Origin of the sequence: Vibrio sp. 1727 (assembly GCF_033344415.1) — a bacterium.
In the GTDB taxonomy this organism is placed as follows: Bacteria; Pseudomonadota; Gammaproteobacteria; order Enterobacterales; family Vibrionaceae; genus Vibrio; species Vibrio alginolyticus.
Genome location: NZ_JAWPOT010000017.1, coordinates 1 through 13,948 on the forward strand (window position 1 = coordinate 1; position 13,948 = coordinate 13,948).

Genomic DNA, 13,948 nt, shown 5'->3' on the forward strand with positions numbered 1-13,948 from the left:
AGCAAGCCAACTTGTCGTCAAAATCGGTGTTGCAAAAACGGGAGTGACCATAGATTCCGTTTTCTGAGACGACCCCTACAATACCGACACCGATGGCTGTTACGGCGACCTTACGCAGGTCTTCACCGATAGCTCCCAGAGTCTTCTTGTCAGGAGAGAAAAGACGCACAAACCACGTCTTAATACGCAAAAACTTTTTCATGATTACCTCCATAGTTGAAGAGGAGGCGAATCATGCCTGAGAGGGCATGAACACCCCCTCAGGGTTAAAGTTTTAGGCAGACAAAGCTGTTGGCTTCGCCTTGTTCATCTTCATTGAGTTAATGATCTTCGTCGCTTCATCAGCAAACGGGCCAGTAACTTGGATAGGCTCCCTTCTTGCGAAGGAGGCTGTCACCATCATTCTCTGGCCGTGCATCAGATGACGATACCGAGACCGCATAAGCTCAACGTAGGCCGCAGAGTCCCCCTCCCACCCCTCAGGGGGAGAGAAGGGGCACACCGCGTCGTTACCAGGCGTTGTATCAACCTTCGAGACATCAATGACGGCCATACTCAGCTCTCCTTCTCGCAATGAAATCGCGCAGGTAGCGAGCATTCGGGAAACCGAGGCTTCCCTGACTCATCAGGACATCGTTCCAGTCAATCCCTTTCGCTCTGGGCGGGATCGGGAGCTTAGGCAGCAGGACGTACACACGAATGCCGCGCTTCTCCAGCTTGGCTTTCAGCACGTTCGCTGACTTCTCCCCAGTCACAGACTTATCTTTGTCAGCCCAGATCAGTACGGTGTGAACACCTTCTGGAACCTCGAAGGACTCCATTAGGGTGGCATTGACCGTTGACCAAACCGGGATTTGAGTGACTCGATAAGCTGACAGAGCTGTTTCCAGCCCTTCTGCAACACCCAGGATACCCTCAGTCGGTTCACCGAGGCGGATGGCCGCGCCATTGACATCCAAACCGTCAGGAATGGGCATCATCTTTTTGGCGTTGCCGACCTTGGCTTTTTTACCGTTTTGGGTGAGATAGGTGCGGTGGAGCGTTACCAGGTTGCCTTCCACATCTCGGATAGCGCAGACGATAGCCGGGAATTTCCCAACTTCATTGCCATCTTCGTCGTAGTAGGCCATAGCCGGATTGAACCGCAGACAGTCTGTTTTTTCTACTTCATCAACTTTGAACAGCAGCTCGCGGTTTTTGAAGTACAGACGCATTGGCTCAGTCACATGACTGGAGAACGGCAAACACTCGTTCCATACCTTCTCGATTTTCTCACGGAGACGAGCACTGTAAGCGCGTTCGCGCTCCATTCTCTTCTCCATTTCTTCTTGGAGCTCAAGCAACCAAGGCTTAGGTTGTTCACGAAACATCGGAACAACTTTCGGCTTATTTTCGCTGCTTTGCTCTTCCGGTTGTGTGGCCGCAGGTTGTACTTGCGGTGCCGGAGTTTCTACCTTGCGGTTGACCACAGGGGCCGACTCAACATGGTGACTCACCGGCTCAACACCACCGTTCGAGCGAGCGCGGAACTGCGTTACCGTAGCGCCGCGACGTTCCACCAGCCAGGTGTTGCGATGCGTTTGCATAGGTTGTTCTCTCACAACATTCCCCTGCTCGTCCTTAACTTCAACGACGACAGTTACAGGCTCGCGCCCGAGGTTTGTCATGACGATCTCATCCCCATACTTGGCTTCACTTTCACCAATGGCTCTTTCAAGATCCACGCCCCAGATGGTGCGTTCCAAACCGCTCTTGTCACGGATGAAGGCAAAGTAGCTGAGCTCGTTGTCTTCGTTATGCTCATAAGGAGCTTTACCGTGGGCAATCAGAGTACCGGCAATGGATTTTTTACGATTCTTGGAATCGAGAACCTTGTTATTCACCTTCATAGGCTCTTGCTGAACAGGCGCTTTGGCCTGGACAGGAGCTCGTGTCGGTGCAGCGGCTTGTTGATACTGGGGTTGCTCTTTCTCAACGCCCAGATAATCACCAACCTCGCTCAGGCACTGTTTAAAGTCCCAGTTATTGAGCCACATCAGCAGCTCAAAACCATCATGATTGGCACCGCATGTATTGCATACGCCGCCACCAGTCAGGTGGGCATCCTTGAACAGTCGGAAGCCATCTTTCCCGCCGTGGATAGGACAAGAAACATGACGACCAGGTTTACGGAGAGCTGGTTCAAGATGGGGCGCTAGGGCCGCCAGGATGAATAGCCAGTTTCCGTTTGCAGCTTCACGAACGGTGTCAGCTTTGTAGTAAGACATAGGTTTTCTCCTTAGCGTGAACCCCAGCATCGAGGCTTCCTTAAACCCCCGTCGCCAGGGTTTTAAGGAAACCCCGACACCGGGAGAATGTGCCAAGGAGGCTCCCCAGCCGGGGAGTTCTCCCCGGCGAGGGGTTTAAAAAGGTCGCCCCCGAAACGGAGGCGAATTTTGTGAATATCACAAGCACAAATGAGCGCCCTCTTCCGAGGCCATCATGATTGTGACATCTGCGGTTACAGGATCTGACTTAATCACAACCTCAGTGGGTTTGAAAAAGCCATCTACAGTGGGCATGGGGTAATAAAGACGAATCTTTCCCCAATTCTTGTTGTCGGTAAAAGCGACCTTTGTTTGAGCAACACAAAGCTGCAAAAACATGAAAAGGAAGTCTTCTACCGAGTGCTTACCATCTGCACCAAATACTCCATCGACAATTGCCGGGGTCACTGCCACATTGGTCAGGAAACCAGCTTGTTTACCGATGGAAGATTGGTCCACCAGCAGACCATCATTGATGGCTTGTTGACGGATTTGGGCGAGGTCCAATTTAGCTACTTGGTTCATAAGGTGTACTCCAAAGTTAATGGGTACACCTACCCCGTGCGGGGAAGTGTACCCGCATGGGTTATTGAAAGGTCACGGCCAAAGCCGAGCTTTAAGGTTCCGAGTTTTACGCTGGCTGAATGCGCCAAAGAACGGTCGGAGGAAACGAGTCAGCGACACGCTTCACATTCGCGTAAAGAGTGTCCGTAAAGACACGCTCTAAGCGACGACCACCTTGACGATAAACCAACTTAAAGTCTTGGAATTTGTTCATGGATACCTCCAGAAATAACGGGAGGTATCTCCAGCAGGAGATAGACTCCCGCAGGGATTAATAAATTAACGTTAATTTGCTGTTTGTTTTTGGCGACCAGCTATCGCACTTTTCGCTCTCCGAAGAGAACAAAATCTGCTTACTGATGGTATTCACCATGAGTAAGAAGACTTGGGAAGTAAAGCAGGGGTTTCCCCCTGCCTTGTTATGCCGCTTTGAGGTGGCGAGAGAAAAAGTCCCTGGTTTGCTGGATAGCTCCCCGGAGAAGTTCTCGTCTGTAGCCAGCGTAGCTCTTGTCATCACTGGCAACGGTCAAGCCGTGCAGACTCTCTTCACCCAGGACAATCTCGTTTTCACGAGAGAGTACCTCAACACGTAGGCCAAGCACTCGCTCTTTCCCTTCCAGGATAGAACAAATTGTTTGGTCTCTTACTTCGTCATCCCAGTGGCCCATATCGAAATCCCGCTCAGGGAGTTCAGTAACACGCACCAGGTAGTTTTCAGTGGCCCGTTCCCAAACCACTTCATCTTCGCATGGAGAGGCCTCGATCAGCGAGTACCCGTCCGCTTCGAGCTTCTTGGAAAGACTTTTTACATCATCCGCCAGCTCCAGCACAAAGCGTTCCCAGAGGTCTTGCCAGCGCTCGACCATATCCTGGTTAATCCCTTCAATGCCGGTGCCAATCATGGAATCATCATCAGGGAAGATCCCTGTGAAGTCCACGTTGTCGTCGATGTTCATGCAGTTCCAATGGCTGTAGTGATGCCCGTGACTATTCCGAGTAATGGACAGGTCACAGGAACCATATTCGCGGAGGACAGAAAGCATATTCTCAATGTCTTTCTGTGCCATCAGGTTCTTCACGCGGCTGACAGCATCCACTTGGCCGGGCTCAGTGCTGAATAGGCGATTCATGAGAGCTTTGACGTCATCAACGCTCAAATCCCCGTAGAAGGCTACGCCATCCCCCTGGCAGTATCCGAGACTGTACTCAATCGTCAGATCATCCGGGTATCCACACTTAACCAGTTCGTTTTGAAAATGCTGTTTAATCATTGGTATCTCCTTAATTTCAGAGGGAGACACCATCCCCTCAGGGACCGATGTCCCCCGTGGGGTTAATGTTTGGGTTAAGAAGCCTTGCGGCTTAATTCAGTATCAAATCGAGGACCTTTGAGAACCGCAGTTTTCATAACCTCGAAGTTTCTTGGGTAACGCAGCTTTGAAACTGCGCCAGCTCGGATGTCGGCAGCCTCACTTGGAGAGACTAGCCTTAACCCTTCGCTGGTTTCAGCGTAGAACCAACCGGCATAACGCTCATAGGCATTCTGCTGGTACTGTTCAGTCGCCATATTCTTCCGGATCGCCTCTGTTAAGGCCTCAACAACACCGTCATCTTTCGTGATGATGTTGAAAACATGAGAGACAGTCAGGAAGTTCCCAAAGAAGCAGGCTGCCCCAAGCCAAGGCTGGAACATTTCGCCATTTCGCCCCGTCCTCACCATTGGTTCAAACGGGTATGGGCGATAACAGTGATACTGCTCAAACATCGGGTCAAGAACGTTGTCACCCAGGACATCCAGTAAAGTCTGAATACTGTCCGGGTCTTGGCCTGCCCACTTACTCCCATTGCTGAGAATCAGTGTTTTACCGTCAGTACGCTCCAGAGCTTGTTCAAAGTTAGACATAGTGCATTCCTTTTGGTTAGGACGCACCACACCCTCTCGGGATGATGCGCCCGAGTGGGTTAGTTGAGAAGGCTTAGCCGTCAAGTCCGTAAATTACGGCGGAGCCGGGCTCCATCTCGACAACTTGTGCGCTTCCTTCTTCTATCAGCTCCTGCATGTAACCAGACTCAGCATCCGGATTACGTTCGCAGTGTTCGTCCCAGCGTTTCAAAAGCCCTTCTGTGGCTTGTCCGTGGGTCTCACCAAGGCCGATAAACTCATAGTGTCCTGTGTTTACGATGATCACCACCATAGCTAGTGCTCTCCTACAGGTCACTTGGTACATACAGGTCATCTTTGATGGCAGAAAAATCGACAGGAGACTGGTCCCCATAGGTTCGATTCACGCCACCAGCATCATCGACACTGACAAAAACCGTGCGGAGTAAACCGCTGGGCTTTGCAGGGTAAACGATGCTGACATGCTGACCTTTGTACTGTTCTGACAAAGTGCTTTGAAGCTCATCAACCGAACGGAATTTCCGGTCGCGGCCAAAGTCCTTAATCTTGATGTCGCCAGGGATTGGATTAGTCATCGTTACCCCCTGCCAGCAGTTTATCTACTGAATGGCCGAGTCCGTTACCAAACCATTTGTCCAGAGCGTCGATTTCCGGGAAGTCCGATTTCACCTGAGCAACAACACGTTCCATTTTGCTGAGAGCATCCTGGAACTCAAGGCCATTACCTGCGGCCACCTCAAGTTTGCACTTGATGTAAGCGGAGTAGGTATCACAGGCCTTAACCAGTGATTGTTCATAGCCACCGGGAGCGAAGGCTATGGCGACTGCATCCTGGAGTTCTTCGGGAAGAGTCTGGATGAGTTTGTCCTCTGCGGCCTTTTCCAGTCGTTCAAACTCACGCTGCAAAACAGCGTTTGCTTTCTTGACCGGTGTTACAACATCCGAACAGAGAACCTCGGCTGCATCATGCAACGAAGCATGAGCAAGCATGACTGCCAGATCCACCGACTTCCCTTGCTGAATGGCAATATTGCCAGCCAGGTAGGAAAGCAGGGTAACAACAGCGCTGTGTTCCAACACAGACTCCGGTTGAACAGAGTGCATCAGTGACCAGCGTTTGATCAGGCGTTGGCGCAAGGCCAGAGCTAGAAAGCCGAAATTTGAATTAGACATAGTGCCTCCAAAATTGGTTGGAGGTACACCAAAGCCGACCGGGCCTTGGTGTACCCGGTTGGGTTACTTAGTTATCTCGGGTCAAGCTGCTTAGCTATAGCGAGTAAAAACGGATGGAATGGATGATCTTGCGGGACACCCCCAACAAGCTCACGGGCTAAACCGACTGAGTTTGTAGCCAACACCTCTTTGACGGCCAGAATGATTTCATTGTCGATTTCATCCTGGATCTTTCGTTGTTGGTCCACCAGCCGACTTAACTTGTCTAGGCTCATGCTTCTCTCCTTTGTTTGTGGGAGAGAACCCAGGAGGGGTTTCCTCCCGAGGGGTTAGGTTATTGCTGTTTTGGGCCAGCTACCGTTATAGCCAGCAAGCGCTGACAATGAACAAAGAGTATGACAGCCACCTAAAAGGGTAAAACGCTGTAATTGCCCTTTTGGGGTGCAAAAGAAAAAGCCCTCCCGAAGGAGGGCTTTTTATGCGGCCAAGGACAAGCCTTGCTGTCCTCTTTGCAACTCTGTGTCGTCGCGGCGATGTAAGCGTTGAACCGCCTTGATCATCGTTCTGACATGTCGCTCCAAAGAGGCTGGATGGCGTTTTGACAGTAGGTTGATCCAGTCGAGATAGATAGCAAGCGCGGAACCTTCGGTTAGGGCTGCCTGTATCGCCTCATACTGCCCTACGGCACTCTGGACCACATCATTCATCCACTGGGCGTCAGTATTGTCCAAGAGCTCGCAGAGGGCCGTATAAGCCTTCCTTCTGGTCGCGGCCATGTAACGACGAATGTTGGCGTTTCCGCTCCCCTCTCGCCCTTCCATGACGCTCATACAGAATGCGCTGGAGTAACAAAGCATCGCGTCAGTCACGTAGTTAAACCATCGCTCCTGATGCCGTTTCTGTTCTTCCATTGCTTCCTGGTCAAGTTGCTTCTCGATGAACAACCCCGTCGGAGTACGGTGGTGCAGATGGTACTTGAACGTTAAGTGCAAGTTGACCCACCAGCGTACCGTTGCCAGTCTTCCCTTGATTTTTCGCTTCACCAGATCTTTGTACTTAGCATCGCTAAGCACTTTGACATCCTTGCGCTGTTGGATTCCTTCCATCGTCTGTAGCCCTGTAAGGCCCATCTGGTGGTAGGTTTGACCTCTTTGCATCATACGGTGATACAAAGCGCCTTTTCCTTTCGCAAGCTGGATTGCTCCGAACCGAAGGTAGAACTGCGCTGCACTACCGGGCGTATAATGTCCCTTTAGTACAGACTCCCTTAGTCGCGGGTATTCGTTCCAGATGATGAACGCAGCGGAGTCGGGATCGACTTTCACTTCATCATCTTCTGCGAAGCAAACCACCCTTCTCTTTCCGTCTGCGGTATTGATCACTTGCGCTGCCAACGGGTCATCCCCGCCGTCAAAGTAAGCCATTTCCGCTAACGGATCGGCCAAGCCATCAGAAAGCGAACCATCGCCCCAGCGACCAACCTTCAACCACAATGGCTTCGGAATTGGTGACTGAGGAACGGTTTCACACTGCGGCTCGTCTTCCAGCAAGTCCAGATCACCCATCGACCAAACCCTGTGGTAAATCTCCAGGGCATGGAAAGGCTTATCATTGAAATGATGGAAGGCCCACATGAAGTCGATATGGACTAAAGCCTCTTCCGATATGATCCGGAATTGTGGCTCTGCCATTCGACGGTTCCAGTCGTTATCCTCTGCTTGACCAGTAGCCAGCTTGTATGCCAGCTCATCAGCTCTCTTTTGCTCCATGTAGTCCATGCTGCAACAGACATGAAGCAATCGTTCTAGGAAAACAGGACTGTAAACGTCCGGCTGTATTTTGATGTATCCGCCCTCGTAAATCGTTCGACCTACGGGATGGCGGTCTTCCCATGCGTACCGGCGTTTTGCCAAGTAGCGCTGGATGCGGTTCAGCCCCGACATATAGCCATGCCTTTCAGGGTCCGTGGCAAGCAACGTCTCCATTGACTTATCCAACCCAACAGCCTGGCAAGCCCAGCAACCGAAGCGAGCGCCACAGGCGTCACTGGCCTTCTTCTCTGTTGCCGACCACACGCACTCCCCTGTTGCCGCCTTGTAAAGCTCTGCCGTAGTGACATTGCTCTCCAAGTAACTTGGCAGAGGATATGCTGAGCCCATGCCAGCGGATAGTAAGAACTCCCAGACATCACTCGCCAACCAGTTTTTCACCACATACAGCTCACCCCCATCTTTCGTCTTAATGACGCGATCTGAGCTTCCTCGCTGTTTTGCAATGTTGGCCGCACGAATAGTGCTTTCAGCATCACGACTGCCCAGCAAAAGGCAGACTTTCTGTCGAACCTCTTTGGGAAGCTCTCGCATATAAGCTGCCTTCGCTCTTTTGGCAGAGGTGATTTTTAAATCCTGGCTACACTGGCGGGCCGTGGAGTTGGAAAACGTAGGCAACCCCCTCCCAGTAAGGATTCGGCCCGTCCAACTCTGCGAGATCCCAGGCTTTGCTAGAACGATGGTCAGAGGAAGGTTTTCCTTCGCAATGAAACGCTCCAGCTCGGCCAGTTTCTGATCCGCCAGCCACCTTACCTCTGGGCTTTCGATCAGTGTGTCAGTGTGCAAGATGAAGTGGTGCTGGCTGATGGTCGCCCCACTCCTTACAGCCCGGATCAGGGCCATCAGGAACAGGTGCAAGACCGTTTCAGAATCTTTACCACTGGAATAGCCGATCATCATGGTCCACCCATCAATTAAGGCCGTGTGAATGGACTCAACCGATGACGTGATCAACGATGACAGACTGGTTCCTCTACTGGCATCAACGAAGTTCAAATCCTCGTTATCAGTCAGTTCTGACCAAACAGAATCCCACTTATCCCCACGCAAAAGCACTGGGATGGGTTGTTCTGATAGATCAAAGTTTAATGTTTGTTGCATAGGGCCTCCTGGATTAGCAGGGTGCCCATCCCTTCCGGGAAAGCACCCCGGTAGGGTTAAAATTGAATCCTGGCTATCAGACCTGAACTAGCTGCTACTCGACATCTGGTTGTCTTCGTATTGCTGCTTGGCCTGTTTCACCAGATCAATGTCACCGTCTTGCAGCTTTTGAATATCAAGCTGTAGACGAGCCTTGTGTTTCAACAGTTCAGCGACCGCATTATCAATGTGATCAATGAGCGATTGGTTTTTTTGGATGGTGTAACTGTTGAGTTCATCGAGCAGGGGCCATGCAACACTCGAATGAGTGTTGAGCAATGGGTACTCTGCTTCGATCTCACAAACCACACCGTTTGCTCCTTCTCTGTAATGAGGGAACCCGACACGCAGACCGATACGACGATCCAGCGCTGCATTCACAGTACATTCCAAAGAAGTTCGGTTTGAAAAAACATCGTTGACGTTTTTAGACATGCTATATCTCCGTTCAGTTTATGACGGAGCCCCCCTAACAGGAGGTGCTCCCGTCAGGGTTGATAATTTGCTGTTTGTTTTTGGCAGCCAGCTACCGCACTTGAGCGCCTAAGGCACTTTCCGAAGCACCCTGGGAAACCGAGATGCTTGGGAAAGCGCGGGGTTTCCCCCTGCGCTGATTACCCTTTTTAAGGGGCCGGTACGCCGATTTCTCGGCGCACTCAGGTTGAAGCTACACAGTCAAGAACCAACGTTTCATAGGGACGGTGATGTCTATCATCCCGTTTCCACATGGATTCTGGCCCCAGAATCTGTAGGTCGTCTCATAGAAGTCAAACTCAGACAAGGACTGAATCTGCGCTTCTGAGATCGGCTCAAATGGTCCACCGCAACCGATGTGCATATTGAGCCCATAATCTCGAAGCTCTAGCTCTCCGAGATTTATCGTCTTCCCGCCCACACAAGCAACCAAGTTCTGGTTTCTGACGTCGCCTTCTTTGAACAGCAAAGCTGACTCATCGTAGCTCCCATATTGGTTGGTAAACTTCACAATATGCCCGTGCTTAGGTGAGGTTTGTTCCGACAACTCTTTCAGTAATCGCTTTACGCTTTGAAATCTCGCGTACAGAGCTGGCGTAAACTGCCCAGAGTAGTTCAAGTTTGGGCAGATCATTTCAAGCATCTCATCAGGTACAGATTCAAGCCCCATTTGCGCGGCCAATGGCTTCGCCTTTTTCAGACCTTCCTCAAGCACTCTCTGATTTACAAGTTGTTCTAATGTGTTCATTTGACTCTCCACTTTCGAGAGAGCAATGCAAGCCGTCTCCGGACTTACATTGCCCGTTAACGGCTTTATTGGTTTATCCCAAGAGGTACGGAGCTACGCCAGTCAGGAAGCCCATGACTCCCAACACAGCGCCAACCACGCCCAATTTGATTGACAGTTGGACACTTTGATCCGGATGGTTCCAGAACCACTGCCAGACTTCCCAGCGCCTGGCTCTGCGAACCTCAAGATTTACAGTGTCTTTAAAACGAACACCCAGAGCATCTACCGCATCGTAATCCAGCGCGACCGCCAGCTTTGTGATGGATAAATTCCCAGGGTTGCCCATCGCATACCGGAGAACCTTTGCTTTGGTCTCTGGGTTTACGATCATAACCGGCTCCCTCCTGAAAAAACGGGTCTTGTCTTTTCGCTTGGAATCCATGTTGCGGTTATGGAACCTGGCAATGCAGTGTTGAAGGCCTGAATCCTCGGGAGGTAAAGGCACAACAGTTTCGATTTTCATGATTACTCTCCTTTCGGATAGGCCGGAGCAAAGGCCTTTCGGCATTGCCCCGGTGAGTTACTAATGAACCAAAGATGAAGTGACCATGATTGCGTCTCCGGACATCATTACCGGGAGATATTCGCAAGGCTCATGGCCGCAGCTCTTTTTAGTTCCGTTAGGTGAATAGACAGCCAATTGACCATCCATAATGTTGAAGGGCATCCCCTGTTTTTTCGCTGCCGGTGACAGCTTGAGAGTGCCCTTTGCGTCAACCAATGCCGTTGCCCAATGGAAGTCTTCACCACCGATCACCGGCTGTGATTCATCCACGACTTCGACCATGATTGGCATCATTCCAACCCAGCTCCACAGGCTGTTCCCTAATGCGAGGGCTAAAGCCTCGAACGCGGGAAAGACTACCGATTGCCCGAGAATCTGGTGGGCAATAGTGTCCGACAGACCTTGGATGAGTTCCTCTGGTATCCCTTTCACTCGACAATGTTCTGTCGGTGTAAAGATGCGAGACAACTCCGGCTGTTCTGGATGAACAATGAAAGGTTCGGTACTTCTGCATTTTGCATAGTCCTTACCTATGGTGCCGCAAAACTCATCGTCGCCAGTCAGAAGCTGGCGAGAGAACCCCTTGCCAGCAGCTTTGTCTCTCAACTCCTTCTCAGCCAGATAGTCAAATGACTTCCAACGTTCAGAATCGAGCGGAACTGGCTCCAGGATGTCCTGTATGCGACTTTCCTTGGTGCGAACAGGCTGAACCTTCTCAAGTTCAAACCCGTCGATCCCGTGGGAAAGCGCAACAACACAAAGACGCTTGCGGCGCTCAATAACCCCAAACTCATTGCCGTCGAGAATGCGCTCTTGTAGGGAGTAACCCAACGAAGAGAGCACCGAACGAATCACTTCCATCGAAGCGGTGTTCTGGTACTCAGGCACGTTCTCAATCAGCACAACGGCTGGGTTTAGCGCTTCTACGAATTGCAGGAAGTTGAAGAACATGGCACCTGCCGCCTCATGCGATTCGGCAAACTCCAACTTGTTCTTACTGCGACCTGACTTTGACGCGCCGGTACACGGTATGCCCCCCATCAAAACATCCACCTGTGGTGGGCGTTTGCTGAGATTCACAGCCTGGATTGGCGATTCGATAACAATAGAATCTTCGTTCCAAAGCTCCGGGTTATTTGCCAAAGACGAATCGAGATATTTCCCTTCCATCTCCACGGCCACAGATATGGCACTGGCAATTCCCGCCTTGTGAAAACCGGCGTGAATCGCTTTATCAAGCACACCACCCCCATGAAAGAGGCTGCATACCGAAAGCGATTCTCCATTCTCCAGCTTACTGATAAGCCGGTTGACGCGCTCGATCACTCGCTCTTGTTGATGGTGAGCAGAGATCACAATTGCGCCGTTACGGATGAACACGCGGAGCATCTCTACACCGTCAAAAACGGTAGCAAGCTCCTGCACGGTCAGATCGATGATTGGAGACACCCGGCCATTGCGCTCACGCTTACTGATGGTGAACTTACCCTCCTCTTTGACGCGAAGCACAACCTGGGAATCTTTCAGCTCCAGATCATACTTCATGCCAGGATAGTAACCTTCACGCAGTAGCTTTTGGCCTTCCAGCCAGACGCGCTTCTTGCCTCGATGTTCTCCTAACTTGGTGTTTACGATAGTAGCCATGAGCTCTCTCCTTTCGGTTGAGAGGCCACTACCGTCCCAATCGGGAAGTAATGGCCCCGATGGGTTTAAAGTGGTTCTCAGTTCACAGCGATGCCGTGAGACTGAATGGCATTAGCAAAGCCAGCCATTTGTTCAGGGAAGGTGTAGCGGTTGATGTCCTGGCTGCGAGCCAGATTGACATGCACCTTCTTCACCTTCGTTTCGTCAGAGTCGTACTTTTCAAGCGCCAGCTTCTCAGCTTCTTCCGGATCTCGGCCCAGCGAGTAGGCGTAAATCACAGAGGTGAAGCCAAGTCCTGAGCCGAATGCGTAGACTTGTTTCTCGAAATGGACGTCAGCGAAATAGATGCTGAATCCGGATTTGAGGTTATGTTTTTCCATGATGCACTCCAAATAGTTTGGGGGCGCACCACGTCCCGAACCGGGCGGATGCACCCGGTTTAGGGTTAGTAGATTGCTCAAGCTGTTACGCCAGCCTGAGCCTTTATTGCTTCAAGCACGATCTCTGCTTCCTTGATAGAACCAGTGCTGTACAGCTTATGCAGCACCCGGCCAAGGTTCACAGAGATCTTTTCTTTCACTTGGAGATACTTGACATAGAAGTCATACAGTTTCTCCGCCTGCTCAAGGTGGGACATGCTCTCAACGGGAATGGTATTCCCTGGATTGCAGTACCACTTTCCGAGCACCTTTTGTACAAATCCCTCTTTGTCTCCTACGAACTGATTTGTGCCAAACACCCCACTGGTTGGTGAGCGTTGAATAACAGAAATCGGATTCGCAAAGCTGGCAAGAGTAGTCATAGTTGTGGCTCCATGTTTGTCAGGGAACCACCAGCCCGAGGGGCAGTGATCCCCCAAGGGTTATGTAGAATGCTGTTTGTTTGGGGAGGCCAGCTACCTCACTATTCACTCTCGACAGAGAGCAAAATCTTGCTTTCCGAGGGGCACAAACTTTCACATGTGAAAGTCGATGCCACTGGGAAAGCAGGGGGTTAACCCCCCGCTTTAACCCGCGCTAAGCGGTTTAGGATAGACTTCACGCCTTCCCTTACTCCAGATGGATCGTAACCTGCTTCATCGCAGCAGACCACAAATGAGAATGGATGTACCTCATCGGACATCACCCAAGCCATCGTTTCCTGCTTGATTTCACTTCCAGCTCGACCATCAGCAAGGACTCTAAGGCTATGCCATAAAAGCCCATCACGTAACTGCCTTACCTCATCATCAGTCCATTCAGGCTTTGGCTCAAATGGAATGACTTCTGCGGTCTTCGGCTCTTCATCCAGGAAGAAAAGCGGCAGCTCAAGCTGGTTTTCCTTCTGGATCATCTTCACTGCATTCATGGTGACTCCTTTTACGGGCACCATGCCCCCACAGGGGCATGAAGCCCCCAGTGGGGTTACAGTCATAGTTACTTCACGCCTGCCAGTTGAGAATTGATGTTCTCTTCCAGCCAGCCTTGAAGCGATTCAAGGTCACGTTTGTCTTCCGTATTGCTGGCTTTACGTGCATCTTCCGACACAGCGCTCAACATGGCGTTAGCCTCAGCAAGTGATTCAACATTGTTCCCAGGGAACACAATCGTTTGACTGTGATCTTTCATGGTCTTCTCCTTT

General features: G+C 51.0%; 20 protein-coding genes. All 20 read right to left on the reverse strand.

Annotation, left to right across the window (positions count from 1 at the left end; translation table 11 throughout):
- A partial coding sequence (locus R8O10_RS16055; RefSeq protein ID WP_042632561.1) for a hypothetical protein occupies positions 1-202 on the reverse strand: 202 nt, incomplete at its 3' end.
- 72 nt (positions 203-274) lie between these two features.
- Positions 275-598, reverse strand: coding sequence for a hypothetical protein (locus R8O10_RS16060; protein ID WP_015058952.1), 324 nt, complete (start codon positions 596-598; stop codon positions 275-277).
- The gene (locus tag R8O10_RS16065; protein ID WP_000122922.1) at positions 540-2,267 is read right to left on the reverse strand and encodes a toprim domain-containing protein; all 1,728 of its coding nucleotides are present in this window, start codon (positions 2,265-2,267) and stop codon (positions 540-542) included. The genes R8O10_RS16060 and R8O10_RS16065 overlap by 59 nt, the downstream gene beginning before the upstream one ends.
- Positions 2,268-2,444: 177 nt before the next feature.
- A complete protein-coding gene (locus R8O10_RS16070; RefSeq protein WP_001077336.1) occupies positions 2,445-2,831 on the reverse strand; it encodes a hypothetical protein in 387 nt (128 codons plus the stop codon).
- 106 nt (positions 2,832-2,937) lie between these two features.
- Positions 2,938-3,084: a hypothetical protein gene (locus R8O10_RS16075; RefSeq protein ID WP_001032043.1), complete on the reverse strand. Its 147-nt coding sequence runs from the start codon at positions 3,082-3,084 to the stop codon at positions 2,938-2,940.
- Positions 3,085-3,289: 205 nt separating this feature from the next.
- A complete protein-coding gene (locus R8O10_RS16080; protein WP_000595210.1) occupies positions 3,290-4,141 on the reverse strand; it encodes a hypothetical protein in 852 nt (283 codons plus the stop codon).
- A gap of 74 nt (positions 4,142-4,215) precedes the next feature.
- Entirely contained in the window at positions 4,216-4,773 is a 558-nt protein-coding gene (locus R8O10_RS16085) for a hypothetical protein (protein ID WP_000064432.1), read from the reverse strand.
- Positions 4,774-4,846: 73 nt separating this feature from the next.
- Entirely contained in the window at positions 4,847-5,098 is a 252-nt protein-coding gene (locus R8O10_RS16090) for a hypothetical protein (RefSeq protein WP_012728221.1), read from the reverse strand.
- Positions 5,079-5,348: a hypothetical protein gene (locus R8O10_RS16095; RefSeq protein ID WP_000184110.1), complete on the reverse strand. Its 270-nt coding sequence runs from the start codon at positions 5,346-5,348 to the stop codon at positions 5,079-5,081. Before R8O10_RS16095 ends, R8O10_RS16090 begins: the two co-directional genes overlap by 20 nt.
- Positions 5,341-5,946, reverse strand: a complete 606-nt coding sequence (yfbR, locus tag R8O10_RS16100; RefSeq protein WP_000071870.1) for a 5'-deoxynucleotidase — start codon at positions 5,944-5,946, stop codon at positions 5,341-5,343. Before yfbR ends, R8O10_RS16095 begins: the two co-directional genes overlap by 8 nt.
- A 71-nt stretch (positions 5,947-6,017) precedes the next feature.
- On the reverse strand, positions 6,018-6,221 hold the full coding sequence (locus tag R8O10_RS16105; RefSeq protein WP_000050847.1) for a hypothetical protein: 204 nt from the start codon (positions 6,219-6,221) through the stop codon (positions 6,018-6,020).
- 201 nt (positions 6,222-6,422) lie between these two features.
- Positions 6,423-8,876, reverse strand: coding sequence for a phosphoadenosine phosphosulfate reductase (locus tag R8O10_RS16110; protein WP_001187969.1), 2,454 nt, complete (start codon positions 8,874-8,876; stop codon positions 6,423-6,425).
- Positions 8,877-8,963: 87 nt separating this feature from the next.
- Complete coding sequence (locus R8O10_RS16115) at positions 8,964-9,350, reverse strand: hypothetical protein (RefSeq protein ID WP_000042274.1); 387 nt, start codon at positions 9,348-9,350, stop codon at positions 8,964-8,966.
- A 232-nt stretch (positions 9,351-9,582) separates the two neighbouring features.
- Positions 9,583-10,137 carry a hypothetical protein gene (locus R8O10_RS16120; protein WP_001093867.1) on the reverse strand — a complete coding sequence of 185 codons (555 nt, stop codon included), beginning with the start codon at positions 10,135-10,137 and terminating at the stop codon, positions 9,583-9,585.
- A gap of 73 nt (positions 10,138-10,210) precedes the next feature.
- A complete protein-coding gene (locus tag R8O10_RS16125; RefSeq protein ID WP_000687894.1) occupies positions 10,211-10,642 on the reverse strand; it encodes a hypothetical protein in 432 nt (143 codons plus the stop codon).
- A gap of 60 nt (positions 10,643-10,702) precedes the next feature.
- The gene (locus tag R8O10_RS16130) at positions 10,703-12,328 is read right to left on the reverse strand and encodes a DNA cytosine methyltransferase (protein ID WP_000201432.1); all 1,626 of its coding nucleotides are present in this window, start codon (positions 12,326-12,328) and stop codon (positions 10,703-10,705) included.
- A gap of 77 nt (positions 12,329-12,405) precedes the next feature.
- Positions 12,406-12,708, reverse strand: coding sequence for a hypothetical protein (locus tag R8O10_RS16135; protein ID WP_000410925.1), 303 nt, complete (start codon positions 12,706-12,708; stop codon positions 12,406-12,408).
- Between the two features lie 77 nt (positions 12,709-12,785).
- A complete protein-coding gene (locus tag R8O10_RS16140) occupies positions 12,786-13,130 on the reverse strand; it encodes a hypothetical protein (RefSeq protein WP_000209093.1) in 345 nt (114 codons plus the stop codon).
- Positions 13,131-13,321: 191 nt separating this feature from the next.
- Positions 13,322-13,675 carry a hypothetical protein gene (locus tag R8O10_RS16145; RefSeq protein WP_000994741.1) on the reverse strand — a complete coding sequence of 118 codons (354 nt, stop codon included), beginning with the start codon at positions 13,673-13,675 and terminating at the stop codon, positions 13,322-13,324.
- A 68-nt stretch (positions 13,676-13,743) separates the two neighbouring features.
- The gene (locus R8O10_RS16150; RefSeq protein ID WP_000651508.1) at positions 13,744-13,935 is read right to left on the reverse strand and encodes a hypothetical protein; all 192 of its coding nucleotides are present in this window, start codon (positions 13,933-13,935) and stop codon (positions 13,744-13,746) included.
- Positions 13,936-13,948: the final 13 nt, after the last annotated feature.

Bases quoted from the DNA above. Each gene is read 5' to 3' on its own strand.
- R8O10_RS16125 (WP_000687894.1), bottom strand. From the start codon at position 10,642: ATGAAAATCGAAACTGTTGTGCCTTTACCTCCCGAGGATTCAGGCCTT.
- R8O10_RS16150 (WP_000651508.1), bottom strand. From the start codon at position 13,935: ATGAAAGATCACAGTCAAACGATTGTGTTCCCTGGGAACAATGTTGAA.
- R8O10_RS16065 (WP_000122922.1), bottom strand. From the start codon at position 2,267: ATGTCTTACTACAAAGCTGACACCGTTCGTGAAGCTGCAAACGGAAAC.
- R8O10_RS16060 (WP_015058952.1), bottom strand. From the start codon at position 598: ATGCTCGCTACCTGCGCGATTTCATTGCGAGAAGGAGAGCTGAGTATG.
- R8O10_RS16085 (WP_000064432.1), bottom strand. From the start codon at position 4,773: ATGTCTAACTTTGAACAAGCTCTGGAGCGTACTGACGGTAAAACACTG.
- R8O10_RS16105 (WP_000050847.1), bottom strand. From the start codon at position 6,221: ATGAGCCTAGACAAGTTAAGTCGGCTGGTGGACCAACAACGAAAGATC.
- R8O10_RS16115 (WP_000042274.1), bottom strand. From the start codon at position 9,350: ATGTCTAAAAACGTCAACGATGTTTTTTCAAACCGAACTTCTTTGGAA.
- R8O10_RS16135 (WP_000410925.1), bottom strand. From the start codon at position 12,708: ATGGAAAAACATAACCTCAAATCCGGATTCAGCATCTATTTCGCTGAC.
- R8O10_RS16090 (WP_012728221.1), bottom strand. From the start codon at position 5,098: ATGTACCAAGTGACCTGTAGGAGAGCACTAGCTATGGTGGTGATCATC.
- yfbR (WP_000071870.1), bottom strand. From the start codon at position 5,946: ATGTCTAATTCAAATTTCGGCTTTCTAGCTCTGGCCTTGCGCCAACGC.
- R8O10_RS16145 (WP_000994741.1), bottom strand. From the start codon at position 13,675: ATGAATGCAGTGAAGATGATCCAGAAGGAAAACCAGCTTGAGCTGCCG.
- R8O10_RS16080 (WP_000595210.1), bottom strand. From the start codon at position 4,141: ATGATTAAACAGCATTTTCAAAACGAACTGGTTAAGTGTGGATACCCG.
- R8O10_RS16075 (WP_001032043.1), bottom strand. From the start codon at position 3,084: ATGAACAAATTCCAAGACTTTAAGTTGGTTTATCGTCAAGGTGGTCGT.
- R8O10_RS16110 (WP_001187969.1), bottom strand. From the start codon at position 8,876: ATGCAACAAACATTAAACTTTGATCTATCAGAACAACCCATCCCAGTG.
- R8O10_RS16070 (WP_001077336.1), bottom strand. From the start codon at position 2,831: ATGAACCAAGTAGCTAAATTGGACCTCGCCCAAATCCGTCAACAAGCC.
- R8O10_RS16120 (WP_001093867.1), bottom strand. From the start codon at position 10,137: ATGAACACATTAGAACAACTTGTAAATCAGAGAGTGCTTGAGGAAGGT.
- R8O10_RS16095 (WP_000184110.1), bottom strand. From the start codon at position 5,348: ATGACTAATCCAATCCCTGGCGACATCAAGATTAAGGACTTTGGCCGC.
- R8O10_RS16140 (WP_000209093.1), bottom strand. From the start codon at position 13,130: ATGACTACTCTTGCCAGCTTTGCGAATCCGATTTCTGTTATTCAACGC.
- R8O10_RS16130 (WP_000201432.1), bottom strand. From the start codon at position 12,328: ATGGCTACTATCGTAAACACCAAGTTAGGAGAACATCGAGGCAAGAAG.